Source organism: Paraburkholderia sp. SECH4, assembly GCF_030511745.1.
In the GTDB taxonomy this organism is placed as follows: Bacteria; Pseudomonadota; Gammaproteobacteria; order Burkholderiales; family Burkholderiaceae; genus Paraburkholderia; species Paraburkholderia madseniana.
Window position 1 is genome coordinate 142,694 of the sequence record NZ_JALOCP010000002.1, and the last position, 24,948, is coordinate 167,641.

Annotated in this window: 26 protein-coding genes and 1 other RNA gene; 12 read left to right on the forward strand and 15 right to left on the reverse strand. The window is 62.7% G+C overall.

Features of this window, described 5'->3' with window-relative positions; genetic code table 11:
* The first annotated feature begins 44 nt into the window (after positions 1 to 44).
* The 3 genes from pyrC (at position 45) to rnpB (ending at position 2,424) form a co-directional block, all read left to right on the forward strand.
* Positions 45 to 1,124 carry a dihydroorotase gene (gene pyrC / locus M0D67_RS03465; RefSeq protein ID WP_266237347.1) on the forward strand — a complete coding sequence of 360 codons (1,080 nt, stop codon included), beginning with the start codon at positions 45 to 47 and terminating at the stop codon, positions 1,122 to 1,124.
* An 11-nt stretch (positions 1,125 to 1,135) separates the two neighbouring features.
* Positions 1,136 to 1,969, forward strand: coding sequence for a DUF3025 domain-containing protein (locus tag M0D67_RS03470; protein WP_154558079.1), 834 nt, complete (start codon positions 1,136 to 1,138; stop codon positions 1,967 to 1,969).
* A gap of 41 nt (positions 1,970 to 2,010) precedes the next feature.
* Positions 2,011 to 2,424: RNase P RNA component class A (gene rnpB / locus M0D67_RS03475), an RNA gene on the forward strand.
* A 104-nt stretch (positions 2,425 to 2,528) separates the two neighbouring features.
* Here the strand turns inward: rnpB and M0D67_RS03480 are convergent.
* Complete coding sequence (locus M0D67_RS03480) at positions 2,529 to 2,951, reverse strand: OsmC family protein (RefSeq protein WP_063497318.1); 423 nt, start codon at positions 2,949 to 2,951, stop codon at positions 2,529 to 2,531.
* Between the two features lie 88 nt (positions 2,952 to 3,039).
* Between M0D67_RS03480 and M0D67_RS03485 the strand changes: the two genes are divergently transcribed.
* From M0D67_RS03485 to erpA, 4 genes are all read left to right on the forward strand, one after another.
* A complete protein-coding gene (locus M0D67_RS03485; RefSeq protein WP_154558078.1) occupies positions 3,040 to 3,663 on the forward strand; it encodes a hypothetical protein in 624 nt (207 codons plus the stop codon).
* A complete protein-coding gene (gene rplM, locus M0D67_RS03490) occupies positions 3,635 to 4,063 on the forward strand; it encodes a 50S ribosomal protein L13 (protein ID WP_007180422.1) in 429 nt (142 codons plus the stop codon). Before M0D67_RS03485 ends, rplM begins: the two co-directional genes overlap by 29 nt.
* Positions 4,064 to 4,074: 11 nt before the next feature.
* Positions 4,075 to 4,467 (forward strand): 30S ribosomal protein S9, encoded by a 393-nt coding sequence (gene rpsI, locus M0D67_RS03495; protein WP_007180423.1) that lies wholly within the window; start codon positions 4,075 to 4,077, stop codon positions 4,465 to 4,467.
* Positions 4,468 to 4,736: 269 nt separating this feature from the next.
* A complete protein-coding gene (gene erpA, locus M0D67_RS03500) occupies positions 4,737 to 5,102 on the forward strand; it encodes an iron-sulfur cluster insertion protein ErpA (RefSeq protein ID WP_007180424.1) in 366 nt (121 codons plus the stop codon).
* A gap of 87 nt (positions 5,103 to 5,189) precedes the next feature.
* Here erpA and M0D67_RS03505 read toward each other — a convergent pair whose 3' ends face one another.
* On the reverse strand, positions 5,190 to 6,320 hold the full coding sequence (locus tag M0D67_RS03505) for an anhydro-N-acetylmuramic acid kinase (RefSeq protein WP_168435534.1): 1,131 nt from the start codon (positions 6,318 to 6,320) through the stop codon (positions 5,190 to 5,192).
* A 206-nt stretch (positions 6,321 to 6,526) separates the two neighbouring features.
* Here M0D67_RS03505 and tyrS point away from each other — a divergent pair, with 206 nt between their 5' ends.
* From tyrS to M0D67_RS03520, 3 genes are all read left to right on the forward strand, one after another.
* On the forward strand, positions 6,527 to 7,771 hold the full coding sequence (tyrS, locus tag M0D67_RS03510; RefSeq protein ID WP_154558077.1) for a tyrosine--tRNA ligase: 1,245 nt from the start codon (positions 6,527 to 6,529) through the stop codon (positions 7,769 to 7,771).
* A 56-nt stretch (positions 7,772 to 7,827) separates the two neighbouring features.
* On the forward strand, positions 7,828 to 8,286 hold the full coding sequence (dtd, locus tag M0D67_RS03515) for a D-aminoacyl-tRNA deacylase (protein WP_063497315.1): 459 nt from the start codon (positions 7,828 to 7,830) through the stop codon (positions 8,284 to 8,286).
* 111 nt (positions 8,287 to 8,397) lie between these two features.
* Positions 8,398 to 9,078 (forward strand): histidine phosphatase family protein, encoded by a 681-nt coding sequence (locus tag M0D67_RS03520; protein ID WP_154558076.1) that lies wholly within the window; start codon positions 8,398 to 8,400, stop codon positions 9,076 to 9,078.
* 33 nt (positions 9,079 to 9,111) lie between these two features.
* Here M0D67_RS03520 and ruvB read toward each other — a convergent pair whose 3' ends face one another.
* The 8 genes from ruvB to M0D67_RS03560 form a co-directional block, all read right to left on the reverse strand.
* Positions 9,112 to 10,176, reverse strand: a complete 1,065-nt coding sequence (ruvB, locus tag M0D67_RS03525) for a Holliday junction branch migration DNA helicase RuvB (protein WP_154558075.1) — start codon at positions 10,174 to 10,176, stop codon at positions 9,112 to 9,114.
* A gap of 121 nt (positions 10,177 to 10,297) precedes the next feature.
* Positions 10,298 to 10,879 carry a Holliday junction branch migration protein RuvA gene (ruvA, locus tag M0D67_RS03530; protein WP_093635484.1) on the reverse strand — a complete coding sequence of 194 codons (582 nt, stop codon included), beginning with the start codon at positions 10,877 to 10,879 and terminating at the stop codon, positions 10,298 to 10,300.
* A 153-nt stretch (positions 10,880 to 11,032) separates the two neighbouring features.
* Positions 11,033 to 11,575: a crossover junction endodeoxyribonuclease RuvC gene (ruvC, locus tag M0D67_RS03535; RefSeq protein ID WP_097390381.1), complete on the reverse strand. Its 543-nt coding sequence runs from the start codon at positions 11,573 to 11,575 to the stop codon at positions 11,033 to 11,035.
* 172 nt (positions 11,576 to 11,747) lie between these two features.
* Positions 11,748 to 13,313, reverse strand: a complete 1,566-nt coding sequence (purH, locus tag M0D67_RS03540; RefSeq protein WP_154558074.1) for a bifunctional phosphoribosylaminoimidazolecarboxamide formyltransferase/IMP cyclohydrolase — start codon at positions 13,311 to 13,313, stop codon at positions 11,748 to 11,750.
* 55 nt (positions 13,314 to 13,368) lie between these two features.
* A complete protein-coding gene (locus tag M0D67_RS03545; protein WP_007180440.1) occupies positions 13,369 to 13,602 on the reverse strand; it encodes a Fis family transcriptional regulator in 234 nt (77 codons plus the stop codon).
* Positions 13,599 to 14,666: a tRNA dihydrouridine synthase DusB gene (gene dusB, locus M0D67_RS03550; protein ID WP_154558073.1), complete on the reverse strand. Its 1,068-nt coding sequence runs from the start codon at positions 14,664 to 14,666 to the stop codon at positions 13,599 to 13,601. Before dusB ends, M0D67_RS03545 begins: the two co-directional genes overlap by 4 nt.
* 267 nt (positions 14,667 to 14,933) lie before the next feature.
* The gene (locus M0D67_RS03555; protein WP_171927492.1) at positions 14,934 to 16,175 is read right to left on the reverse strand and encodes a UbiH/UbiF/VisC/COQ6 family ubiquinone biosynthesis hydroxylase; all 1,242 of its coding nucleotides are present in this window, start codon (positions 16,173 to 16,175) and stop codon (positions 14,934 to 14,936) included.
* A gap of 31 nt (positions 16,176 to 16,206) precedes the next feature.
* Positions 16,207 to 17,613, reverse strand: coding sequence for an aminopeptidase P N-terminal domain-containing protein (locus tag M0D67_RS03560; RefSeq protein ID WP_154558071.1), 1,407 nt, complete (start codon positions 17,611 to 17,613; stop codon positions 16,207 to 16,209).
* Positions 17,614 to 17,846: 233 nt separating this feature from the next.
* Here M0D67_RS03560 and M0D67_RS03565 point away from each other — a divergent pair, with 233 nt between their 5' ends.
* Positions 17,847 to 18,461, forward strand: a complete 615-nt coding sequence (locus M0D67_RS03565) for a glutathione S-transferase C-terminal domain-containing protein (protein WP_171927491.1) — start codon at positions 17,847 to 17,849, stop codon at positions 18,459 to 18,461.
* A 295-nt stretch (positions 18,462 to 18,756) separates the two neighbouring features.
* Entirely contained in the window at positions 18,757 to 19,515 is a 759-nt protein-coding gene (locus M0D67_RS03570) for a M48 family metallopeptidase (RefSeq protein WP_154558069.1), read from the forward strand.
* 125 nt (positions 19,516 to 19,640) lie between these two features.
* Here the strand turns inward: M0D67_RS03570 and lnt are convergent, their stop codons facing one another.
* The 5 genes from lnt to M0D67_RS03595 form a co-directional block, all read right to left on the reverse strand.
* Positions 19,641 to 21,350, reverse strand: a complete 1,710-nt coding sequence (gene lnt, locus M0D67_RS03575) for an apolipoprotein N-acyltransferase (RefSeq protein ID WP_171927489.1) — start codon at positions 21,348 to 21,350, stop codon at positions 19,641 to 19,643.
* A 49-nt stretch (positions 21,351 to 21,399) separates the two neighbouring features.
* The gene (locus M0D67_RS03580; protein WP_054034680.1) at positions 21,400 to 22,296 is read right to left on the reverse strand and encodes an HlyC/CorC family transporter; all 897 of its coding nucleotides are present in this window, start codon (positions 22,294 to 22,296) and stop codon (positions 21,400 to 21,402) included.
* 242 nt (positions 22,297 to 22,538) lie between these two features.
* Positions 22,539 to 23,252, reverse strand: a complete 714-nt coding sequence (locus tag M0D67_RS03585) for a gamma-glutamylcyclotransferase (protein ID WP_168435533.1) — start codon at positions 23,250 to 23,252, stop codon at positions 22,539 to 22,541.
* Between the two features lie 39 nt (positions 23,253 to 23,291).
* The gene (gene ybeY / locus M0D67_RS03590; protein WP_154558067.1) at positions 23,292 to 23,753 is read right to left on the reverse strand and encodes an rRNA maturation RNase YbeY; all 462 of its coding nucleotides are present in this window, start codon (positions 23,751 to 23,753) and stop codon (positions 23,292 to 23,294) included.
* Positions 23,754 to 23,837: 84 nt separating this feature from the next.
* Positions 23,838 to 24,911, reverse strand: coding sequence for a PhoH family protein (locus tag M0D67_RS03595; RefSeq protein WP_154558066.1), 1,074 nt, complete (start codon positions 24,909 to 24,911; stop codon positions 23,838 to 23,840).
* Positions 24,912 to 24,948 lie beyond the last annotated feature (37 nt).

The window sequence follows — 24,948 nt, forward strand, 5'->3', positions numbered from 1 at the left end:
GCCGATTTGCTTTTTTTGCCGCCGAATCTCGTTCCCCTCTCGCCATGACCGCTTCCAACGCCTCCCTCGATTCCGTCGACACCATCAACTCCGTTACGCTCGCCCGCCCGGACGACTGGCACCTGCACGTTCGCGACGGCGAGATGCTCGCTGCCGTGTTGCCGGATACCGCGCGCCAGTTCGGCCGCGCGATCATCATGCCTAACCTGAAGCCGCCGGTCACCACGACCGCAATGGCGCAGGCGTACCGCGAGCGCATCGTCGCCGCGATCCCGGCTGGGGCGAAGTTCGAACCGCTGATGACGCTGTACCTGACCGATAACACGCCGCCCGACGAAATCCGCCGCGCGCGCGAAAGCGGCTTCGTGCACGGCGTGAAGCTGTACCCGGCGGGTGCCACGACCAATTCGGACGCGGGCGTCACCGACATCATGAAGTGCGCCAAAACGCTCGAAGTGATGCAGGAAACCGGCATGCCGCTGCTGGTGCACGGCGAAGTGACGGATTCGTCGATCGACCTGTTCGATCGCGAGAAAGTGTTTGTCGACCGCGTGATGACGCCTCTGCGCCGCGCATTTCCGGCGCTGAAGGTGGTGTTCGAGCACATCACCACGAAAGATGCAGTCGACTACATCCGCGAAGCCGGCGTGGCGCCGGGGCTGCTGGGCGCGACGATCACCGCGCACCATCTGCTGTACAACCGCAACGCGATCTTCCAGGGCGGCATTCGCCCGCATTACTACTGCCTGCCGGTGTTGAAGCGCGAGACGCATCGCGTGGCGCTGGTGGAGGCGGCGACCTCGGGTAATCCGCGCTTCTTCCTCGGCACGGATAGCGCGCCGCATCCGAAGGGTTTGAAGGAGCACGCGTGCGGCTGTGCGGGTTGCTACACGGCGTTGCATGCGCTCGAACTCTATACGGAAGCATTCGACAAAGCCGGCGCACTGGACAAGCTCGAAGGCTTCGCCAGCTTCTTCGGCGCGGATTTCTACGGTCTGCCGCGCAGCGAAGAGAAAGTCACGTTGCGTCGCGAAGAATGGACGCTGCCGGCCGAGTTGCCGGTCGGCGATACGCCTGTTGTGCCGCTGCGTGGCGGTGAGTCGATTGGCTGGCGCCTCGTCTGAAGTTGCATTAGATGCAGGTGCAAGAAGCGGCGCGCGTAGGCTTCGGTTTCGCCGATATCGACTGGTCGAAACCGTGGTTCGCGCAGTTCGCGGCGCGCGGCGAGCGCTGGCAGCAGGGCGCGCTGACGAGCTACGCGGCCTTGCTTGCAGAAATGAATGCCGATGCCGGTGAGATGCGGCAGGTTACGGGGCGCGGCCAGCGCCTCGCGTTCATTGCGCAGGAAGATCTGCCGCCGGGCGCGGCTTACGAGGCGCACATCGCGTCGACCGGCTGCGTGCCGACGCGCCACAACCTGCATGACTTCTTCAATGGGTCGATGTGGTTTGCTTTTCCGCGGATCAAGGCGGCGCTGAACGCGCGGCAGTCGGCGGCGATCGACGTGTTAGGCGTCGGCCCGACCCGCGGCGGCGTGCGCGATACGCTGACCTTATTCGACGAAAACGCGCTGCTGTTCGCCTGCGCCGACCCCGCGTTGAGCGCGGCATTGCGCGGGTTCGACTGGCAGACGCTCATGGTTGCTCACCGTGATGCCTGGGGCGCACGCTGCGAAGTGCGCTGCTTCGGTCATGCGTTGCTGGAAAAGCTGATCGCGCCGTTCAAGGCCTGCACGGGCCACGCGTGGATCGTCGACGTGCCGTCCGAGTACTTCGGATGGGACGCCGCAGCGCGCGACGCTTGGCTCGACGAGGCTGTCAGCACGGCACTCCTGAACACCGAGGCATTGACGAGCCGCATGTTTGCGCCGCTGCCGGTGCTGGGGATTCCGGGCTGGTGCGCCGAGAACGAATCGCCCGAGTTTTACGAAGACACGTCGGTCTTTCGTACAGGACGACGTTCGCGCTAAAGCCGCACCCTATTCGCCGCAGTGTTAAAATGCGCCCCAGCAAAGCAGGCCAGGCAGTCGCGGCCTCTGCGGTTTCGGCCAAAGAGGGCGAGGAAAGTCCGGACTCCATAGGGCAGGGTGATGGCTAACGGCCATCCGTGGTGACACGCGGAACAGGGCAACAGAAAGCAAACCGCCGATGGCCCGGCGCAAGCCGGGATCAGGTAAGGGTGAAACGGTGCGGTAAGAGCGCACCGCGGCTGCTGCAAGGCAGACCGGCACGGTAACCTCCACCCGGAGCAATTCCAAGTAGGCAGGCTAGCATCTTCGAGATGCAGGACGGGGCCCCCGTCACGTCTGCGGGTAGGAAGCTTGAGCGCGTCAGTAATGGCGCGCCTAGAGGAATGACTGCTACGCGCATCGCGTTTTCGGACGTGGCGCGTGCACAGAATCCGGCTTATCGGCTTGCTTTGCCACCCAACAAAAAATGCCGGCGTCCGTGTGGACGCCGGCATTTTTATTTGTGCGCACTGGCTAGGCTAAATGCGCGGCTATCCGCGCAGAAGCCGACGCGCCGCGCTCAACCCGCGACGATATCGAACGAGTGCGTGAGTTCAGCAGTCTTCGCGATCATGATCGACGCCGAGCAGTATTTGTCGTGCGACAGATTGATCGCGCGCTCCACGGTAGCCGGGTTCAGATTCTTGCCCGTCACGGTGAAGTGGAAGTGAATCTTGGTGAACACCTTCGGATCTTCGCTGGCGCGTTCGGCCTTCAGCGTCACCGAGCAACCGGCGATTTCCTGGCGGCTTTTCTTCAGGATCATCACGACGTCGTACGCCGTGCAGCCGCCCGTGCCGAGCAGAACCATTTCCATCGGACGCGGAGCGAGATTGCGGCCGCCGCCTTCCGGCGCGCCATCCATCGTGACCAGATGACCGCTGCCCGTCTCGGCCGCAAATGCCATCCCGTCTTGCCCCATCCAGCTAACTTTGCATTCCATGCTGTGCTCCACCGCGCTTCGCTTATATCGAAAACGCATTGTAGCCCGGTGTTTGCGCGTCCGCCCGAAGGGACTTTCGCTGGAACTTATGCCCGATGACCGCTTGCGTGTTGCGGTGCGGCATGTTTCGGTGATTCGGGAATGCCCTGACGGGTTTAGGGGTTTTACTCTAGATGATGTCTGTGTATGCAAGCTCTTAAAAGGGTTTTTGCCATTGATTTTAAAAGGAATTCAGAATTTTTTGGCCAGTGAGCCCGTCTGCCACATTGTAAAATCGAATTTCACAATGCAAATGTTCTTGCGTCGCACAAGGGCGCCTCATATAATCGATCCCATCGGTTGCAGCAGTTCTGCAACCTCCGCTGTCTCCTCCACCTCCTCCTTTGGTGGATTAAACCCGAACCGCTCGTTCGGGTTTTTTTTCGCCCACGGCTTCGATCTCACGAACCCCAGATTCGGGGCGAGCGGGAAGGGCAAATGGCCAAATCCGGGTGCCGGATCGCCCGATTTCTCGCCCAAACCCCCGCAAGCTTTGACTCCGCGTGACAAATTCCTTTATAATTCAGAGCTTTTCCGCATCCGCGCCCGCGGAGGAAGAACCAGGGAGAGCCTGCACGCGCCTCGATGCGCACACTACAAGCAGGAAAAAATACATTGGGCGCAGCAATTTTTTTGGATCGATCATGAAGACGTTTTCCGCAAAAGCCCATGAGGTTACGCGTGAATGGTACGTGATTGACGCGACGGATAAGGTTCTCGGGCGTGTCGCCAGCGAAGTGGCACACCGTCTTCGCGGCAAGCACAAGCCTGAATTCACTCCGCACGTCGACACCGGTGATTTCATCATCGTTATCAACGCCGGCAAGCTGCGTGTCACGGGCAACAAGGCTACTGACAAGAAGTACTACCGTCACTCGGGTTACCCGGGCGGTATTTATGAAACGACGTTCGGCAAGATGCAAGAACGCTTCCCGGGCCGTGCGCTCGAGAAAGCGGTCAAGGGCATGCTGCCGAAGGGCCCGCTCGGCTACGCGATGATCAAGAAGCTGAAGGTCTACGCTGAAGCAACGCATCCGCATTCGGCACAACAGCCGAAAGCGCTCGAGATCTAAGGGGAGCCCACATGATCGGTAACTGGAATTACGGCACGGGCCGCCGCAAGAGCGCCGTCGCACGCGTCTTCATCAAGGCTGGCAAGGGCGAGATCATTGTAAACGGCAAGCCTATCGCCGATTACTTCTCGCGCGAAACGTCACTGATGATCGTGCGTCAGCCGCTGGAACTCACGAACCACGGCGTCACGTTCGACATCAAAGTCAACGTGAACGGTGGCGGTGAAACGGGTCAAGCCGGTGCGGTTCGCCACGGCATCACCCGCGCGCTGATGGACTATGACGCAACGCTGAAGCCGGAACTGTCGAAGGCTGGCTTCGTTACGCGTGACGCTCGTGAAGTCGAACGTAAGAAGGTCGGCTTCCACAAGGCACGTCGCCGGAAGCAATTCTCGAAGCGTTAATCGCTTCGTGTGCAATCCGGCTTTCGGGCTGGAATGCTGCAAAAGCCGCCAACGCTTTCGCGAAGGCGGCTTTTTTTATTGGTTCGCGGCCAGGCTGCGCGGTAAGGGTTTTGTTGCCGGAGCTGCCGACGCGGTCTGCTCAGGCAGGCTGGTGGCGGCATCAGGGCCGACCATTGAATTTGCTGTAAGAACCCATTGATTTTGTGGGCTTCGGCACGATATCGAGATCAGCCCTACAATAGCGGTTAGAAGCTTTTTGGAGAGTTCGAATGAACGCAGTCACCGATACACCCGTGACCGAGATGCCCGCCCCCTTCGTTTTTACCGACGCAGCGGCTGACAAGGTCAAGCAACTGATCGAAGAAGAAGGCAATGCGGACCTCAAACTGCGCGTTTTCGTGCAGGGCGGCGGCTGCTCGGGCTTTCAGTACGGTTTTACGTTCGACGAAGCCGTCAACGAAGACGACACCGTCATGAACAAGAGCGGCGTCCAGTTGCTGATCGATTCGATGAGCTACCAGTATCTGGTCGGCGCTGAGATCGACTACAAGGACGACATCAACGGCGCGCAGTTCGTCATCAAGAACCCGAATGCTACGACCACGTGTGGTTGCGGCTCGTCGTTCTCGGTTTGATGGTTGGCCGGTTAGACGACAGGATGTAAAAGCAACGGGGCTTCGGCCCCGTTTTTTGTTGCCTGCGCTGAAAGCCAGGCTCTTGGCTTAACGCGGGTAGATCGCCCCGAGCACGCGCTCGGCAGCGGCGCCAGTGACCGCCGGCAAATTGCCCGGCAAGCGCGCCACACAACGCATCGCCAGCCATGCGAACGCCAGCGGCTCGACCTGGCTCGGCGGGACGCCGAGCGCGTCGGTTGTCATCACGGGCACGCCGCTTACACCGCTGTCTTCCAGCGCCTGTCGCAGGGCCTTCAGAATCTCCGGATTGCGCGCGCCGCCGCCACACACATAGACCGCCTTGGCGTCCGACGCATGCCGTTCGATTTCGCGGGCAACCGTTACTGCGGTCAGCGCGACCAGTGTCGCTTGCACGTCGGCGGGAGCGAGGGCGGCGAACGGTTGGAGCTTGGCATCCAGCCATTGCGGGTTGAACAGGTCTCGGCCGGTGCTTTTCGGTGGTTGTTGCGTGAAAAAGGGTTCGTCGAGCAATGCACAAAGCAACGTGCGATCGACCTGTCCGCCCGCAGCGAAATGGCCGTTTTCGTCGAAGGGCTTGCCGAGATGGCGCTGCGCCCATTCGTCGAGCAGCGCGTTCGCCGGTCCGCAGTCGAAACCGCGCACGCCGCCGGTCGCGTTCAGGATCGTAATATTGCTGATGCCGCCGAGATTGCAGACCACCCGCGTTTCGTCTTTCGCGCCGAACACCGTGGCGTGAAACGCCGGCACGAGCGGCGCGCCCTGGCCGCCGGCCGCGACGTCGCGGCTGCGAAAATCGGCAACCACGTCGATGTGCATCATTTCCGCGAGCAGCGCGGGGTTGTTGATCTGCCGCGTGTAACCCTTTTCCGGCCGATGCCGCACCGTCTGACCGTGCACGCCGATTGCACGGACTTCTGAGGCCGGAACACGGCTGGCTCCCAGCAGTTCGTGGCAGCACACCGTGTAGCGCGTGGCGAGTGCATTGGCGGCCAGCGCTTCGCGTTCGATCTCGTTGTCCCCAGGCTGTTGAAGCGCGAACAGCGCGTCGCGCAAGCCTGCCGCGAAGCCGACAAACGCCTCGGCCAGCACCACCGGCGGCTTTCCTTTCGCGAATCTGACGGCAACACCGTCCACGCCGTCCATGCTCGTGCCGGACATCAATCCCAAGTAGACGCCGTCTGCGGGGTCTTGCGCCACGTTGTTGCTCCTCTCGATGATTCGTTGCGATCTGTTTTAGCAGATTATCGGCGCAAGCGCGGTCGAATATAAAGCGTCACAGTGCCAATGGCGCGTCCCGGCAAGCCGAAATCATGCGTCGACGGCGCGCCTGTCGCCGAGTCAGTGGGCGCGGCGGCGCGCATCTATGGGACAATCTCCTTTTTTCGCGACTTCACGTTTCCAGCATGAGCACCGAGTCCACCAAGCCTAGCCCCGCCTTCCCGATCACCGACGAAGTCCGTCACGCACTCGCCGTCACCAAACGCGGCGTCGACGAACTGCTGATCGAAGAAGAATTCGCACAGAAGCTCGCGAAGAGCGCGGCCACTGGTGTGCCCCTGCGCATCAAGCTCGGCCTCGATCCGACCGCGCCGGACATCCACATCGGCCACACGGTCGTGCTGAACAAGATGCGCCAGTTGCAGGATCTCGGTCATACGGTGATTTTCCTGATCGGCGACTTCACCTCGCTGATCGGCGATCCGTCGGGCCGCAATGCCACGCGCCCGCCGCTCACGCGCGAGCAGATCGAATCGAACGCGAAGACGTATTTCGAGCAGGCAGCACTCGTGCTCGACCGCGACAAAACCGAAATCCGCTACAACAGCGAGTGGTCGATGCCGCTCGGCGCCGACGGCATGATCAAGCTCGCCTCGCGCTACACGGTGGCGCGGATTCTCGAGCGCGAAGATTTCACCAAGCGCTTCCAGGGCGGCGTGCCGATCTCGATCCACGAATTCCTGTACCCGTTGATGCAAGGGTATGACTCGGTCGCGCTGAATGCCGACCTCGAGCTCGGCGGCACGGACCAGAAGTTCAATCTGCTGGTGGGCCGTGAACTGCAGAAGCAGTACGGTCAGGAACAGCAGTGCATCTTGACGATGCCCTTGCTCGAAGGCTTGGACGGCGTCGAGAAGATGTCGAAGTCGAAGAACAACTACATCGGTATCAGCGAAAGGCCGACCGACATGTTCGGCAAGCTAATGAGCATTTCCGACGTGCTGATGTGGCGTTACTTCGAGCTGCTGTCGTTCCGTCCGATGGACGAGATCGCCGGCTTCAAGAAGGAAATCGAAGCGGGCCGCAATCCGCGCGATTTCAAGGTGATGCTCGGTCAGGAAATTGTCGCGCGCTTCCACTCGCAAGCCGATGCCGAACGCGCGCTCGAGGACTTCAATCATCGCGCGAAGGGCGGCGTGCCGGACGATATTCCGGCCGTGACGCTCGCGGGCGCACCGCTCGCAATCGGCCAGTTGCTCAAGCAGGCCAACCTCGTGCCGTCGACCAGCGAGGCGCTGCGCAACATCGAGCAAGGCGGCGTGAAGATCGATGGCACGACCGTGTCCGACAAGGGACTGAAGGTCGAAGCCGGCGAGTACGTCGTGCAGGTCGGCAAGCGCCGTTTCGCGCGTGTCACGCTGACGGCTTGATGACTCAGCGATAACACGATGGCGACTCGAGCGTTGTTGCATCTGGAGTCGAGCCGATGATCGCGCTGATCCAGCGCGTTCGCCGCGCGGAAGTGCGCGTGGACGACCGCGTGACCGGCGCAATCGAGGCGGGCCTGCTCGCGCTCGTATGCGCCGAACGTGGCGACACGGAGGCTGCAGCCGACCGGCTGCTCGCCAAGGTGCTCGGCTATCGCGTCTTCAGCGATGCGGCCGGCAAGATGAACCTCTCCGTGCAGAACCTCGACGGCGCAGGGCGCGCAGGCGGCTTGCTGCTCGTTTCGCAGTTCACGCTGGCTGCCGACACCAACAGCGGCCTGCGTCCCAGCTTCACGCCCGCCGCGCCGCCCGACGAGGGCAAGCGGCTATTCGATTACTTCGTCTCGGCAGCGCGCGCCAAGCACCCGATCGTCGAGACAGGCGAGTTCGGCGCCGATATGCAGGTGTCGCTAGTCAATGACGGACCGGTCACGTTCTGGCTGCAGACGAACGCTTGAGCTTCCACTGCTGCCGCATGGTGTACGCGGCGGCACGCTTCCACTCCTCCAGCCGCTTCTTGCGACAATAGCGGCTCGGCATAACCGGCTACTGGCGCCCACGCTCATCCCATGACTACGCAGATTCTGTTCATCCGCCACGGCGAGACCGACTGGAACCGCATCAAGCGCATTCAAGGTCACATCGACATTCCGCTCGCGACGACCGGCCTCGCGCAGGCGCAACGCCTTGCACGCCGCATCGCGGGTGAGGTGAAAGAGGGCGCACGGCTCGACGCGATCTATTCGAGCGATCTGCAACGTGCCCAACAAACCGCGCAGCCGATCGCCGACGCGCTCGGCCTGCCGCTGCAACTGCGTGAAGGTTTGCGTGAGCGTTCGTATGGTGCGTTCCAGGGGCATGACAGCGACGAAATCGCCGTCCGTTTCCCTGATGAGTACGCGCACTGGCAAACCCGCGATCCTGGCTTCGCGCCGCCTGAAGGTGAATCGCAGCGCACGCTCTATCACCGCGTGCTGCACGCGATCGAGCCTCTGGTGGCAGTGCATCCGGGCGGCCGGATCGCTGTGGTCGCGCATGGCGGTGTGCTCGATTGCGTACGTCGTTTTGCGTGCGGTTTGTCACTCGATGCGCCGCGTGATTACGCGTTGCTGAATACGAGCGTCAACGTGGTGGATTATGCCGACGACGCCAGCAAGGCGACGATCGTGTCGTGGGCGGACGTGTCGCATCTCGACGCGCCGAGCGATGACGATAGCTTCAAGAAGAGGGTGCCGGAACCGGGGCGTTAAACGGCGCGAGTTATTTCAACTCGCGCATCCGGCTCAGGTCGCGGCCGCATCCCACAGGCCGGATATGGGGCTCGAAGCATCCGGCGCGGCGAGACCGAAATGCCGGTACGTGAGCAGTGTGGCGACGCGGCCGCGCGGCGTGCGCTGCAGGAAGCCTTGCTGGATCAGGTACGGTTCGAGCACGTCTTCGATCGTGTCGCGCTCTTCGCCGATTGCCGCTGCCAGATTGTCGACGCCGACCGGGCCACCGTCGAATTTGTGCAGGATCGCCTCGAGCAGTTTGCGGTCCATCAGGTCGAAGCCGACCGCATCCACGTCGAGCATCTTGAGTGCCGCGTCCGCCACTTGAGCGGTGATGTTGCCGTCCGCTTTCACCTCTGCGAAATCGCGCACGCGGCGCAACAGCCGGTTCGCGATCCGCGGCGTGCCGCGTGCGCGCTTGGCGATTTCGAATGCGCCATCCGGGTGGATCTGCGCATGTAGCAACGATGCCGAACGCGTGACGATGCGCGCCAACTCTTCGGCGTTATAAAACTCGAGCCGTGCGACGATACCGAAGCGGTCGCGCAGCGGATTGGTCAGCATACCCGCGCGGGTGGTTGCGCCGACCAGCGTGAACGGCTGCAGATCCAGCTTCACGCTGCGCGCGGCCGGCCCTTCGCCGATCATGATGTCGATCTGATAATCCTCCAACGCCGGATACAGAATTTCTTCGACGACCGGCGAGAGCCGGTGGATTTCGTCGATGAACAGCACGTCGTTGGCTTCGAGGTTGGTGAGCAATGCAGCGAGGTCGCCGGCGCGTTCAAGAACCGGGCCGGATGTTTGCCGCAGATTGACACCCATTTCCCGCGCGATGATGTGCGCGAGCGTGGTCTTGCCGAGACCCGGCGGCCCGAACAGCAGCACGTGGTCGAGCGATTCCGACCGGCGCCTGGCAGCCTCGATGAAGATTTCCAGTTGACCGCGTATTTTTTCCTGCCCGACATATTCTTCGAGCTGGCGTGGGCGCAACGCGCGCTCGAACGCTTCTTCGTTCGGCGAGACGGGCGTGGCCGCGATGATGCGCTCGGCGGCGAGTTTGTCGGTTTCGATCATGCGGTCATTGTACCGCGCCCCGCCCGTTGCGAAACTCGGCCGAACGGCCAGGGTGTGCGCCGCACCGCCGTGTGCGAAGCTTTACTTGTCGCACGCGGCGCCACCGTCACGGCATGGGCTTTTAACCCTTGGACAACGCCTTCAACGCGAGCTTGATGCCTTCGGAAACGCCGGTGCCGGCCGGCACGTTCTTGACGGCCGCCAACGCTTCTTTTTCGGAGTAACCCAATGCGATCAGTGCGTTCAGGATATCGGAGGCGTGGTCGGATGCCGACGCCGCGCCCGCCAGCGCGCCCAGGTCGGCGCCGATCTTCCCCTTCAGTTCGAGGAGCAGCCGCTCCGCTGTTTTCTTGCCGATGCCCGGCACACGAGTCAGGCGCGCGGCGTCCTGCATCGTGACGGTCTGCGCCAGCTCATGCACGCTCATGCCGGAGAGCACGGCGAGCGCCATACGCGCGCCGATGCCTGTGATCTTCAGCAGTTCGCGGAACGTCGAGCGTTCTTCGGCGGTGCCGAAGCCATAGAGGAGATGCGCGTCTTCACGCACGATCATTTGCGTGAGCAGCACGACGCGTTCACCGGTCGACGGCAGGTTGTAGAACGTGCTCATCGGCACATCGACTTCGTAACCGACGCCGTTGCAGTCGACGAGTAGATGCGGCGGGTTTTTTTCCAGCAGAACGCCGGCAATGCGACCGATCATGGCGGATTCAATCTTGAGAGAAAGGGCGAGTGTAGCGCAGTGGGTGCGCGGCATGATGCGTAGTCGCGATTCGCGCTGTTTCCACAATTCGTGCGGCCCGAAGCAGGCTCAGTGATGTTGCGGATCATGGCGCTGGCAGCCGGAACTGAACACCTAGCCCACCAACCGCCCACGCCGCACACGCAAGCCTTTCTTCGCTAGCGACGGCGCAATGCCGCCGAGCGTACTCAGCGTCGAGCCCCCATGCGCGTGGCAAATCGCCATGCCGAGGGCGTCAGCGGCATCAGTGCCAGGCACGCCGGAGAGGTTGAGCAGCCGCACCACCATCTGCTGCATCTGCTCCTTGGTCGCGCGGCCATAACCGACCACAGCCTGCTTCAACTGCAACGCCGTATATTCGGCAACCGGCACGCCGCCCGCCACCAGCCCACAAATCGCCGCGCCGCGCGCCTGACCAAGCAGCAGGGTGGATTGCGGATTGACGTTGACGAACACTTTTTCGATCGCCGACTGATCCGGCGAGTGCTGGCGGATCAGCGTCGAAATGCCTTCGAAAATGGTGCCGAGACGCGATGGCAGATCGGCGTCGGCGGTTTTGATCACGCCGCTTGCGACGTAGCTGAGCGTGTGTCCGGTTTGATCGATTACGCCAAAGCCGGTCACGCGCAAGCCGGGGTCGATGCCGAGAATTCTCATGAGATGCCGCGTATGCGGTTAAAACCAGGTGCTTGCGATACTACAACGAACGCGCCGTGTGGCGGTCGGTGTTCCAAAACAAAACGACCCGGCGGAAAACTCCACCGGGCCGTTTCGCGCAAGCTACGCAGGCGAGCATCGCATCACAAAGACGCCGCCCGCGAAGTCGAATTCAATGCCGGAAATGACGCACGCCGGTCACCACCATCGCGATGTTGTGCTCGTCTGCTGCACCGATCACTTCGTCGTCGCGCATCGAGCCGCCCGGTTGAATCACGCAGGTCGCGCCTGCTGCAACCACCACATCCAGACCGTCACGGAACGGGAAGAACGCGTCCGACGCCACCGCCGAACCCGCCAGCGTCAAACCGGCGTTCTGCGCCTTGATACTCGCAATACGCGCCGAGTCCACGCGGCTCATCTGGCCCGCGCCGACGCCGAGCGTCATGCCGTTGCCGCAGAACACGATCGCGTTCGACTTCACGTACTTCGCGACGCGCCATGCGAACAGCAGGTCGTCCATTTCCTTCGGCGTCGGGTGACGCTTCGTGACCACGCGCAATTCGTGCGGCTGCACGTTTTTCGAATCGAGCGATTGCACCAGCAGGCCGCCGCCGACGCGCTTCAGATCGAACGCGTTATGACCGTCACCCAAGGCGATTTCCAACAGACGCACGTTCTGCTTGGCCGCGAACACCTGACGAGCCGCCGTGCTGAACGACGGTGCGATCAGCACTTCGACGAACTGCTTGGCCACGGCTTGCGCCGCCGTTTCGTCGACTTCACGGTTGAACGCGATGATGCCGCCGAACGCCGAGGTCGGATCGGTCTGGAACGCCTTCGCATACGCTTCGTTCGCGTCCGCGCCCACTGCGACGCCGCACGGATTCGCGTGCTTGACGATCACGCAGGCCGGTACGTCGAACGTCTTCACGCATTCCCACGCTGCATCGGAATCGGCGATGTTGTTGTACGACAGTTCCTTGCCTTGCAACTGGTTGTAGTTCGCCAGTGCGCCAGCCGGCACGGACAGATCGCGATAGAACGCGGCGCTCTGGTGCGGGTTCTCGCCGTAGCGCAGATCCTGCACCTTGTCGAAAGCCAGGTTGAAGGTAGCCGGGTAGGTGTTGCGCGACGAGTGTTGCAATTCGTCGGTGAGGCTCGTCAGGTAGTTCGTGATCGCGCCGTCGTACTGCGCGGTGTGCGCGAACACCTTGGTGGCCAGACGGAAGTTCGTCTTGTACGAGACAGCGTTGCTATTCGCACGCATTTCGTCGAGCACGACCGCGTAGTCGGCCGGATCGACCACCACCGTCACGTCGCGATGATTCTTCGCGGCCGAGCGCAGCATGGTCGGGCCGCCGATGTCGATATTCTCGATCGCGTCTTCCAGCGAGCACGTTTCTTTCGACACGGTCTGCACGAACGGGTACAGATTCACGACCAGCAGGTCGATCGTCGGGATGTCGTGCTTTTCAAGCGCTGCCATGTGTTCCGGCAGGTCGCGGCGCGCAAGAATGCCGCCGTGCACCTTCGGATGCAGCGTTTTCACACGCCCGTCCAGCATTTCCGGGAAGCCCGTGTAGTCGGCGACTTCGGTGACGGAGAGGCCCGCGTCCGCGAGCAGTTTCGCGGTGCCGCCGGTCGACAGGATCTTGACGCCGAGGTCCGACAGCGACTTGGCGAAGTCGACGATGCCGGACTTGTCGGAAACGGAGATGAGCGCTTGCTTGATCATGATGAAGACGAAAAGCCGAAGGGAAACGTGGCAGGGCGCTTGAAACTACAACGAACTACAGCAAACCGTGCTGTTGCAGCTTCTTGCGCAGCGTATTGCGGTTGATGCCGAGATACTCGGCGGCCAGCGACTGATTGCCGCCGGCCTGCTCGAGCACCACTTCGAGCAAGGGTTTTTCCACGCATGAAATAACCATGTCGTAGACGTCATGCGGATTGGAGCCGTCGAGATCCTGGAAATACATCCCCAGGCTGTCGCGGACAGATTGTTCGATATTGTTCTTGCTCATGCTGCTAGTCGGTCGGTATGGTCCGGCTCGCCGTCGTTCTTGCTGAGCGTCTCGTCGACGTAGACGAGGCGGTCGGAAATCGCCTTTTGGGCGTTGAAGAATTCGTTGACGGCGAGGAGTTGTTCGCGCGTGGTGTCCAGCGTATTCATACGGTGCCGGAACACGTTGGCGCCAGAAAGGCCGCGAGTGTACCAGCCGATATGCTTACGCGCAGTGCGCACGCCCGTAAATTCGCCGTAGAACGCGTAGTGATCTTCGAGATGCTCGTTCATCACCTGCTGGATTTCGTCGATGCGCGGCGGCGGCAGCAACTCACCCGTTTGCAGGAAATGCTCGATCTCGCGAAACAGCCACGGACGCCCCTGGGCGGCGCGGCCGATCATGATGGCGTCGGCGCCGGTGGCGGCGAGCACCTCGCGGGCTTTTTGCGGCGACGTGATGTCGCCATTGGCGACCACCGGAATGCGCACCGCTGCTTTGACGGCAGCGATGGTCTCGTATTCGGCGTCGCCGTGATACAGGTCGGCGCGGGTGCGGCCGTGCACGGTCAGCATGGAAATGCCGGCGGCTTCGGCCAGACGCGCTACCGTCAAAGCGTTTTTGTTGTCGCGATCCCAGCCGGTGCGGATCTTCAGCGTGACGGGCACCGCATCCGGCCCGACGCCCACTGCGCCCACCACGGCCTCGACGATGCGCTGCACCAGCGGCTCGTTCTGCAGCAAGGCGGAACCCGCGGCCACGTTGCACACCTTCTTGGCCGGGCAGCCCATGTTGATGTCGATGATCTGCGCGCCGTTCGCCACGTTGTAGCGAGCGGCTTCGGCCATCATGGCCGGATCGGCGCCGGCGATCTGCACGGCGATCGGCTCGACCTCGCCCGTGTGGTTGGCGCGGCGCATGGTTTTTTCGCTTTTCCACAACTGCGCGTTCGAGGCGACCATTTCCGACACCGCATAGCCCGCGCCCAGCCGTTTGCACAGTTGCCGGAACGGCCGGTCGGTTACGCCGGCCATGGGGGCGACGAACAGGTTGTTACGCAGATTGTGGGAGCCGAGAGTGGGCATGACTTGGACGCGCTTGTGACCGATTGTTAAGTTTCTGTCAATCGGAGCTTGCGCGAAATGCGAAGGAAAACCGCCATTTTAGCGTTAACGGATAGTCGACACCCGACTTGAGTCTGTCGTAACTCATTAAATCTTCTATGAAAGTGGTCCGGTTCATAGAACCGGCACCGTTCGCGCGGCGACGCTGATGGGCCTGCTTATGTGCCTGGCACGGTGCCTAAAAAGGCTGCAGCGGCCGAGGGCGTTGGGCGCGAACGGGCGGCGCGCTCAGCGGCGCTGGCCGAACATCATTTGCCGCGCCAGCGCGGTTTTCACCGGCGGCACGAATTCGAGCGCGGTGAGGGCGAGGCCGCGCAAGGCGGCGAGCGGCGGGAAGTCGACGGTGAAAAGGCGCGCGAGCGTGTCGGTGGCGCCGATCGTCAGGCGCCGGTCGAGCGCGCGGCGTTGCGCGAACGTCGCGAGAGCCAGCGGGGTCGGACCTTCCGCCGACAAGGCATCGGCGAGCGCGTGTGCGTCGCGCAAGCCCAGATTCAGACCTTGACCTGCCACCGGATGCAGCGTCTGCGCCGCATTGCCGATTGCAACGACATGGCCGTTCACCAGCGTATCGACCGCGTTCAGTCCCAGCGGGAACGACGCGCGTCCCTTGATTTGCGTAAAGCGGCCCATGCGGTTGCCGAATGCGGCGCCGAGTTCGAGCAGGAATTCGTCGTCGGAGAGTTGTGCGCGTCGCGCGGCTTCGTCGGGTGCGCAGCACCAGACCAGCGCGTAATTCGCGCCGCGCACGCCGCCCATCGGCAGCAATGCGATCGGTCCTTGCGACGTGAAGCGCTCCCACGCCACATGCGGTTGCGGCGCCGACACGGCGACCGTGCCGACCAGCGCGGTCTGCCCGTAATCGCGCGTTCCGCCGACTGCGCTGCTGCCCGTGCTCCCGGTGGCTTTCTGTTTCTGGTCGCCGAACAGGCCGCCTTCGGCATTCACCAGAATCCGCGTGCGCAGATTGCGTGTGACACCCGCGGTTTCGATCGGCAGCGTGACGCCGTCGAGGTCCTGAGTCGGCGCCGCGGCGGAGGTGGAGCGGAACCAGTGCACCGAGGTCGCGTGAACCGCTTCGGCGAGACCGTGCACGATCGAGCCATAACGCAGCACGTAACCGAGCGCCGGCAAACCGTGCTCGCTGTGGTCGATCAGCGTGCGGCCGAAATGGCCGCGCTGCGACACGTGGATGCGCTGGATCGCGGTGGCGTCGGCTGGCCAGCGCAGTGGTTCGAGAATCATCCGGCTGCCGTGCGAGACGGCGATCGCGCGCGGATCGGCAATCGAATCTTCCGGTTCGCGCGCGTCGATCAACGCGATCTTCAGCGCCTGCGTCGCGCTGCGGCGCGCCAGCCAGCCGGCAAGCGCCAGCCCGACCGGCCCGGCGCCGACGATCGTCACGTCGAAATCGAAGCCATGGTCGGACGCGGCGGGTTTCAGAATCACCGTCGACTGGGAAACGTCGTTCATTGCGGGTTGCTTCCTTGGGTTACTGCCTCGGTTACTGCTTTAGCGGCTGGGCCGCGCGGGCTTCCTGCATCAGCGCCTCGATCTCGCCGGCCGCCACCGGGACGTCGCGTGTGATCAGCTCGCAACCTGCCGCCGTGACGATCGCGTCGTCTTCAATGCGGATGCCGATGTTCCAGTAGCGCTCCGGCACGCCTTCGGTCGGACGGATGTACAAGCCGGGCTCGATGGTCAGCGTCATCCCCACCTGCAGCGTGCGCCACGGCAGCGCGCCCGCTTCGTCGCGTGGTGCGCCGCGTTCGCGGTAGTCGCCGACATCGTGCACGTCCATGCCGATCCAGTGGCCAGTACGGTGCATATAGAACGGCGCATAGGCGCGCTCCGCGATCACTGCGTCGACCGAGGCGAACTTCGCGCGGTCGACGATGCCGGTGTCGAGCAGCCCTTGCGATAGCACGCGCACGGCGGCCTGGTGCGGATCGTCGAAGGTGGCACCGACGCGGGTGGCGTCGACGGCAGCCTGCTGCGCGCCCAGCACGATGTCGTACAACTCGCGCTGCGCCGGCGTGAAGCGGCCGCTCGCCGGGAAGGTGCGGGTGATGTCGGATGCGTAGCCGTCGAGTTCGCAGGCGGCGTCGATCAGGATCAGGTCGCCGTCCTGGGCGATCGCGTTGCCGGCCGGGTAGTGCAGCACGCAGGCGTTGGCGCCCGCGGCGACGATCGACGTGTAAGCCGGCGCCTGCGAGCCGAATTTGCGGAAGGTGTAGAGCAGCTCGGCTTCCAGTTCGTACTCACGCACGCCGGGGTGGCAGGCGGCCATTGCGCGGCGATGCGCCTGCGCGGAAATCTGTCCGGCGCGACGCATGATGGCGAGTTCGTGGGGATCCTTGATGAGCCGCATGTCGTCGAGCAACGGGATCAGATCATGCGCGACTGTGGGCGTGGCGACGCCGCTGCGGCCTAGCGAGCGCACCGCGTCGAGCCAGCCGCGCACCTGTTCGTCCAGTGCCGCCGACGTGCCGAGCGCGTAATGCAGCGATGGCTTGTCGGCGAGAATGCGTGGTAGTTGCGCGTCGACTTCGCTCTCGGGGAAGGCGGCGTCGAAGCCGAACGCCTCGCGTGCGCCCTCCGGCCCGAAACGGAAACCTTCCCATGTCTCGCGCTCGACATTCTTCTCGCGGCAGAACAGGATCGAGGCCGGTTCGCCCGATGCGGCGCTTGCGTCGAGCACCAGCAAGGCCTCGGGCTCCGTGAAACCCGTCAGATAGTAGAAATAGCTATCGTGCCGGTAGGGGTAGTCGGCGTCCCGGTTGCGCAGCTTTTCCGGCGCGGTGGGGACGATGGCGACGCCCCCACCCGTCGCGCGCAGCGCGGCGAGGACGCGCTCGCGGCGCGTGCGGTAGACGTCGATGGCGATGGTGGGTTCGGTCGGCTGGTTCATCGTGAGATTGTAGCGCCCAATGCGGAGACTTATTTTGCGCGGATACTGGCGGGGAGAGGTGGTCGCCCCAGCCACGTTAGCCATTTGGCCGGGTAGACGGCATGCTAGTGTCGCGGCAATGTTGCAATCCATCCACAGCGAGCATCCATGCGGCTTGCGAAGCGACAGCGCTGTGCTCGGGAATGCCGCCGACCACTTATACTTTCGCCGAATTCAAGAAAAGGCAGATGGTAATGATGAAACTCATCGGTTCGCTCGCCAGCCCGTTCGTGCGCAAAGCGCGGATCGTTCTGGCCGACAAGAAGATCGACTACGAACTCGTGCCCGAGAACGTCTGGGCGCCGGATACCACGATTCACACCTTCAATCCGATCGGCAAGGTGCCGTGCCTCGTGATGGAAGACGGCGAAGCGGTGTTCGACTCGCGGGTGATCTGCGAATACGTGGATACGCTGTCGCCAGTCGGCAAGCTGATTCCGCCGTCGGGGCGCGAGCGCGTCGAAGTGCGCTGCTGGGAGGCGCTCGCCGACGGCATGCTGGACGCCGCGGTGCTGATTCGCCTCGAAAGCACCCAGCGCGCGCCCGAACAGCGCGTGGACGCGTGGGTCGCGCGGCAGCAGCGCAAGATCGACGAAGGCCTGATCGCCATGTCACAAGGCTTGGGCACCAAGCCGTGGTGCACGGGCAATCACTACACACTCGCGGATATCGCGGTGGGCTGTGCGCTGGGCTACCTCGATTTCCGCATGCCTGAGTTGAACTGGCGCGAAGGGTATCCGAATCTGGATAAACATTTCCAGAAACTGTCGTTGCGTCAGTCGTTCATTGATACGGTGCCGGCGAATTGAGCGAAGTACTCGTTGCCGCTCAATGGTGCGGTTGTCTGGAATCGCGCTGCCCGCAATTTTCGCTAAATTGCAAAATGATGTCATTCACGCTTTCATAAGCATAAATTTAAGCTTACGTTTGTGGTAAAAATGCGCCTACCCGTCAGGCGCATTTTTTTTGTCTGCCGCGTGGCGCAATGGTTTATGCAATCGACATACGTGGAGTTTTTCTCCCGTGATTTGCGGCCATTGCGAATGGACGGTGCATTAAAACGCGCCGTCGATATTAATAACGTCCGCAAAAGAGACTTCCACCATGAAATCGTACCGCTTTGTTATTGCCGCTTCTGCCTGTGCGCTGTTTGCTGCGTGCTCGAACGTCAGCAACGTTAATCCGACTGCGCTGATCCAGTCCGGCCAGCAGGCCGCCCAGGCCGCCACACTCAGCGATGCTGATGTGCGTGCGCTGACCGACAAGTCGTGCGCGCAACTGGATAGTGAAAATCAGATTGCCGCCGCGAACAGCAAGTATCAGAAACGCCTGAACAAGATCGCCGCGCAACTGGGCAACAACATCAACGGCGTGCCGGTGAACTACAAGGTGTACGTAACCAAGGACGTCAATGCATGGGCGATGGCCAACGGCTGCGTGCGCGTCTATAGCGGTCTGATGGACATGATGAACGACAACGAAGTGCGCGGTGTGGTCGGCCACGAGATGGGCCACGTTGCGCTCGGCCATACGAAGAAGGCGATGCAGGTCGCGTACGCGACTTCGGCGGCGCGTTCGGTGGCATCGTCGGCGGGTGGTGTGGCGGGGGCGTTGTCCGGTTCGCAGCTTGGCGATTTTTCCGAGAAGCTGATTAATGCGCAGTTCTCGCAAACTCAGGAAAGCGCGGCCGACGATTATTCATTCGACTTGCAGAAAAAGAAGAATCTCGATCCGTCGGGATTGGTGACGGCGTTCAACAAGCTCGCACAACTGGATGGCGGCAAGTCGAGCATGTTGAGTTCGCATCCGGCTTCACCGGCGCGCGCCCAACATATTCAGCAGCGGATCGCATCGAATCAGTAAAGCCTGATTTTTTGTAAACGCGCGCTCACGGGGTTCCGGAGCGCGCGTTTTTCTATTGGGGCGAGATTCACCACTGTGCTTTCACGTTTAAACGGCATGCGCACAGTCACGCCGTTTATCGCGAGTTATTTCTTACCGCTTTGCCGCCGCGTAATCCCCGGGCCGAATGCAAACCCGAACGCCAGCAGCAATAACGAAACTGCCAGCACCGTGTTATTGCCACTCGTCACATAGGGCGTGCTGCCCGAGGTGCCTTGCACCGTCACATCGAGCGAGCCGATCGTGTACGGCGTCAGGCGTCCGATCACCTTGCCGTTGGCGTCGATCGCGGCGGTCATGCCGGTGTTGGTCGCGCGCAGCATCGGTCTGCCGGTTTCCAGCGAACGCATGCGCGCAATCTGCAGATGCTGATCCAGCGCGATCGTGTCGCCGAACCAGGCGAGATTGGTCGAGTTGACCAGTACACCTGCGGGCGTGTCGCTCTCGCGAATGTTTCGCGCAATCTCCTCGCCGAAAATATCCTCGTAGCAGATGTCGACCGAGACCGGCTGGTTATGCACGATAAACGGCTTCTGCACTGGCGCGCCGCGCGCGAAATCGCCGAGCGGAATGCTCATCAGATTCACGAACCAGCGAAAGCCCCACGGCACGAATTCGCCGAATGGCACGAGATGGTGTTTGTCGTAGCGATATACGTCGCGCGTGCCCGGCGTGACGCCGAACAGGCTGTTCGTATAGTCGATCACCTGGCCTTCCGGCGTAATCGTGCCGCCGATCGCGCCGAACACGATCGCAGTGCCGGTCGTGTCCGAAAAGTTGCGCACCGCCGACGCGAACTGCGGCGGCAATTGCTGCGCGAGCACCGGAATGGCGGTTTCCGGCGTGACAATCAGGTCGGCGGGCTTCGACGTGATCATCTGCTGATACTGGTCGATCGCGGCGCGCATGCCGGATTCTTCGAACTTCATTTCCTGTTTGACGTTGCCTTGCAGGAGGCGCACCGTCAGCGGTGCGTTGGCGGGCAGGGTCCATTGCGCGAGCGGCAGCAGCAGGCCGGCCGCGATCAGCGCAACCGCGATTCCCGCCGGCATAGCAACGCGTGCGACGCCGCGTTTGCCCTCATTGCCGCCGTCGGCGGTATCGAGCTGCCCGCGCGAAGGCAACAGCGGCATCAGCGCCTGCACGATCAAAGCCGCGACCAGCGCCAGCATCCAGCCGACGCCGTACACGCCCGCCACGGGCGCAAACCCGGCGAACGGCCCGTCAACCTGCGCATAACCGCTCGCGAGCCACGGAAAACCGGTGAACACGGTGCCGCGCAGCCATTCACCGATCGCCCACGCGCTCGCAAACGCCAGCGCGCCGTGCCAGGTCGGCGAGAACGGCTTGTCGGTATCGGCCGCGCCGTTGCGCGCGTGCCCCGCGCAGAACGACCAGACGCCGGCAGCCAGCGCCGGATACACCGCCAGATACAGCGTGAACAGCACGACCGCGGCGCCCGCCAGCGGTGCGGCCATGCCACCGTAGTCGTGCATGCTGACGTACAGCCACCATACGCCGGTGACGTAGTTGCCGAAGCCGAATGCGCCGCCCGTCAGCGCGGCGCTTTTCCAGCCGGTCGTGCGCGTGAGCCATGCGAAAAAGAACGCGAAGATCACGAGTTCGAGCCAGCCGCCATGAGGCGTTGGCGCGAAAGACAGCGTATTGGCCGCACCAGCGACCAGCGCGACGAGGTAATGCCAGCGGGGCAGTGCACGGCCGCGCGCTTCCCGGGTGGCAGGGGCGGCAGAGGCACTCACGCCGCGGCGCGAACGGGATGTAATCGGGTCGGCCATTGTTGCGCGGTCGGCGTGAGGAGTTGAAGAAGCGAGGAAAAGGAGCGGATCAGGTCTGCACGTGCTGTGCTTCGCGCTCGCGCTGGCCGGCGAGCGGGTCGCGGCGCACCAGCAGCATGTGAATCTGGCGGGCGTCGCCGCGCAGAATCTCGAAGATCAGATCGTCGAGGCGGACTTTTTCGCCGCGATGCGGCACCCGTCCGAAATGATGCGTGACGAGACCGCCGATCGTATCGACTTCGTCGTCCGGGAAATGCGTGCCGAAGGACTCGTTGAACTGCTCGATCTCCGTGAGCGCGCGCACGCGGAAGCGGCCGTCCGGCGAGGCGATGATGTTGCCGCTTTCCTCGTCGAAATCGTATTCGTCTTCGATATCGCCGACGATCTGTTCCAGCACGTCTTCGATCGTGATCAGGCCGGCCACGCCGCCGTATTCGTCGACCACCACCGCGAGGTGATTGCGATTCACGCGGAAGTCGTGCAGCAGCACATTCAGGCGCTTGGACTCCGGAATGAAGACAGCGGGGCGCAGCATGCCGCGCACGTCGAATTCGTCTTCGGCGTAGTAGCGCAGCAGATCTTTCGCGAGCAGCACGCCAATGATGTTGTCGCGATTGCCTTCGAACACCGGATAGCGCGAGTGCGCCTTTTCCAGCACGTAGGGAATGAATTCAGCGGGGTTGTCCGCGATGTTGATCGCGTCCATTTGAGCACGCGGCACCATGATGTCGCGGGCGCTGAGTTCGGACACCTGGAATACGCCCTCGATCATCGACAGCGAGTCGGCGTCGATCAGGTTGCGCTCGTGCGCGTCCTGGAGGATTTCAAGGAGTTCGGCCCGCGAGTCGGGTTCGGGCGAGATGAAGTCGGTCAGACGCTCGAGGAGTGAGCGTTTTTCCTGTGGTTTGTCGCTAGTTCGGTGTCGACTGGGATACGTGTCGTTCATGGTAGTGCGCCCGGCGAGACTGGGCGCGCTGTTGCAGAGCATTAAGGATACACCAGGCACATGGCAGGACCGTGTCCTGCCGGGCTGGGCGATGAGCGAAGCAGTGATGAACCCGCCCGGCCGCGTGCGGTGGGCATGGGTCAATCCTAACTGATTACGCGAAGAAAAGCGTTTTCGAGCAAAAAAGTACGGCGTGTGGTGGAGTGTGGCGGCGCGCTGCAGTGCGTTCGGCTGCGCGCGGCTTATTGTGCCGATCCTTGGCCCGTTTGCCGGTCAGCGTCATGACCGGCCTCGCGGTTTTCCTCCCGGCAACGCTCGAGCAGCGCTTCGAGCGCGCGGTCGGGCATGCCGCTTTCGCGCAGCGCGTGCACAGTGCGGCTGACGTAGTCGAGCGTGGTGCCGTAGCGACCGCTCGCGCAGCCGAACACGGTTTTGACGACCTCGTCGCGCAGCTTGCCGGTATAGGTCGGTACGTCACGCCGCATCACGAACGCGAGCGCGTCGACGCGCCGGCCGTCTGCGAGCACGCAGGGCAGCCACGTCGGGCGATACGAACCCATCGGCATTTCACGGCGCCACAGCGCTTCCAGATGCGGCATCGCGCCCTCGGCGGCGAGGCGGAAGGCGATGCCGGAGCACGAGCCGCCGCGATCGAGCGCGAGCACGAGGCCCGGCTGTTCGGGCGTGCCACGATTCACGCGCGACCACAGATACAGTCCGCGGTGATAACCGTGCACTTTCGAGCGGGCCGCTTCGACGGAAGGCAGACCGGGATTCCAGATCAGCGAACCATAACCGAACAGCCACAGATCGCTCTTGCGGTCCCAGTCGCGCAACGTGCATTCGAGCGACGCGCGCAACTCCTCGTCCGTCAGCAGCCGCGGTTCGCCGAGCGCGGGCGGGTAGTCCGGGCAGGGCGTGGTTCGCGTATCGGTTTCAGGGGAGGACGTGCTCACGGTGGTTTCTGACGGAGAGGGTAAAGAGGTTGGGAAAGACTATTGGTAAGGATCCGGGAACCCGAGCTTGCCGAGAATTTCGGTTTCGATCGCTTCCATCTCCTCGGCTTCTTCCTCGACCTCGTGGTCGTAGCCTTGCGCATGGAGGGTGCCGTGCACCAGCAGATGCGCGTAGTGCGCGATCAGCGGCTTACCCTGTTCGGCGGCTTCTTTTTCGACCACCGGACAGCACAGGATCAGATCGCCCGTCACCGGATCGTCTTCCGATTCGGCGTACGCAAACGTCAGCACATTGGTCGAGTAATCCTTGCCGCGATAGGTGCGGTTCAGCGTGCGGCCTTCGTCGGCATCGACGAAACGCACGGTCAGCTCGCCGTCCGCGAAGAGCGCCGCCTTGATCCAGCCGGCCACGGTGGCGCGCGGCAGCAGCGCCTTATGTTCCGGCCAGGTCTTGGCGGCAGGGAATTGCAGATTCAACGTCAGTTTCGGTGCGCGGCTCATGCTTGTTCGGTTTGTTGCCTGGTTTGCTGCGGCCTGTCCAGTGGAGTTCGGCGCAAAATTAACGACGTAAATCAACGACGCAATCTAGCGCGAATCCGCCGGACTGGCGGTTTTCTGCGAATGCGCATCGTACGCCTCCACAATTCGCGCGACCAGCGGATGCCGCACCACGTCCGCGCTCGTGAAGCGGGTGAGCGCAATGCCGCGCACGTCCGCCAGCACCTGCTGCGCTTCGATCAGCCCGCTCTTCGCGCCACGCGGCAAGTCGACCTGGGTCGTGTCGCCGGTGACCACCGCCTTCGAGCCGAAGCCGATCCGCGTGAGGAACATTTTCATCTGTTCGGGCGTGGTGTTCTGCGCCTCGTCGAGGATGATGAACGCGTGATTCAGCGTGCGGCCGCGCATGTAGGCGAGCGGCGCGATTTCGATCATCTGCCGCTCGAACATCTTGGCGGTCTTGTCGAAGCCGAGCAGGTCGTATAGCGCGTCATACAAAGGACGCAGATACGGATCGACCTTCTGCGCCAGATCGCCCGGCAGGAAGCCAAGGCGTTCGCCCGCTTCGACGGCCGGACGCGTCAACACGATGCGTTTGACCTGGTCGCGCTCCAGCGCGTCCACCGCGCAAGCCACCGCGAGATAGGTCTTGCCCGTTCCGGCGGGACCGATGCCGAAAGTCACGTCGTGCGAAATGATCTGCTTCAGATACTCGCGTTGCATCGGCGTGCGGCCGCGCAGATCGGCGCGGCGTGTGTACAGCTTCGGGCCGAGTTCTTCGAGATCGTCGTCACCGCTGTCGGCGGGCTGGTCGAACGGGTGATCCGGATTGCCCGGAAAGCGCGGGTCCAGCGCTTCCGTGCCATGGCCGTTGCCGTTCGCGCGATGGCGTGCCGGCTGACGCACTTCAACGAGCGCGAGCTGGATGTCGTCGACCGACAGGGGCTTCTGCGAGTTGTCGTAGAACTTTTCGAGCGCGGTAAGCGCAAGTTTCGCGCCGCGCCCGCGAATCGTGATGCGGTGGCCACGGCGTTGCAGCGTCACGTCGAGCGCCTGCTCGATCTGCCGCAGATTTTCGTCGAGCGGTCCGCAGAGGTTGGCGAGCCGCGCGTTGTCGTCGCGCGAAGCGGTGAATTCCAGATGCTGCTGAGTGGTCTTCAAGGCGGAGGATCGATCCTGTGGGGTTCGTGACGCTGGC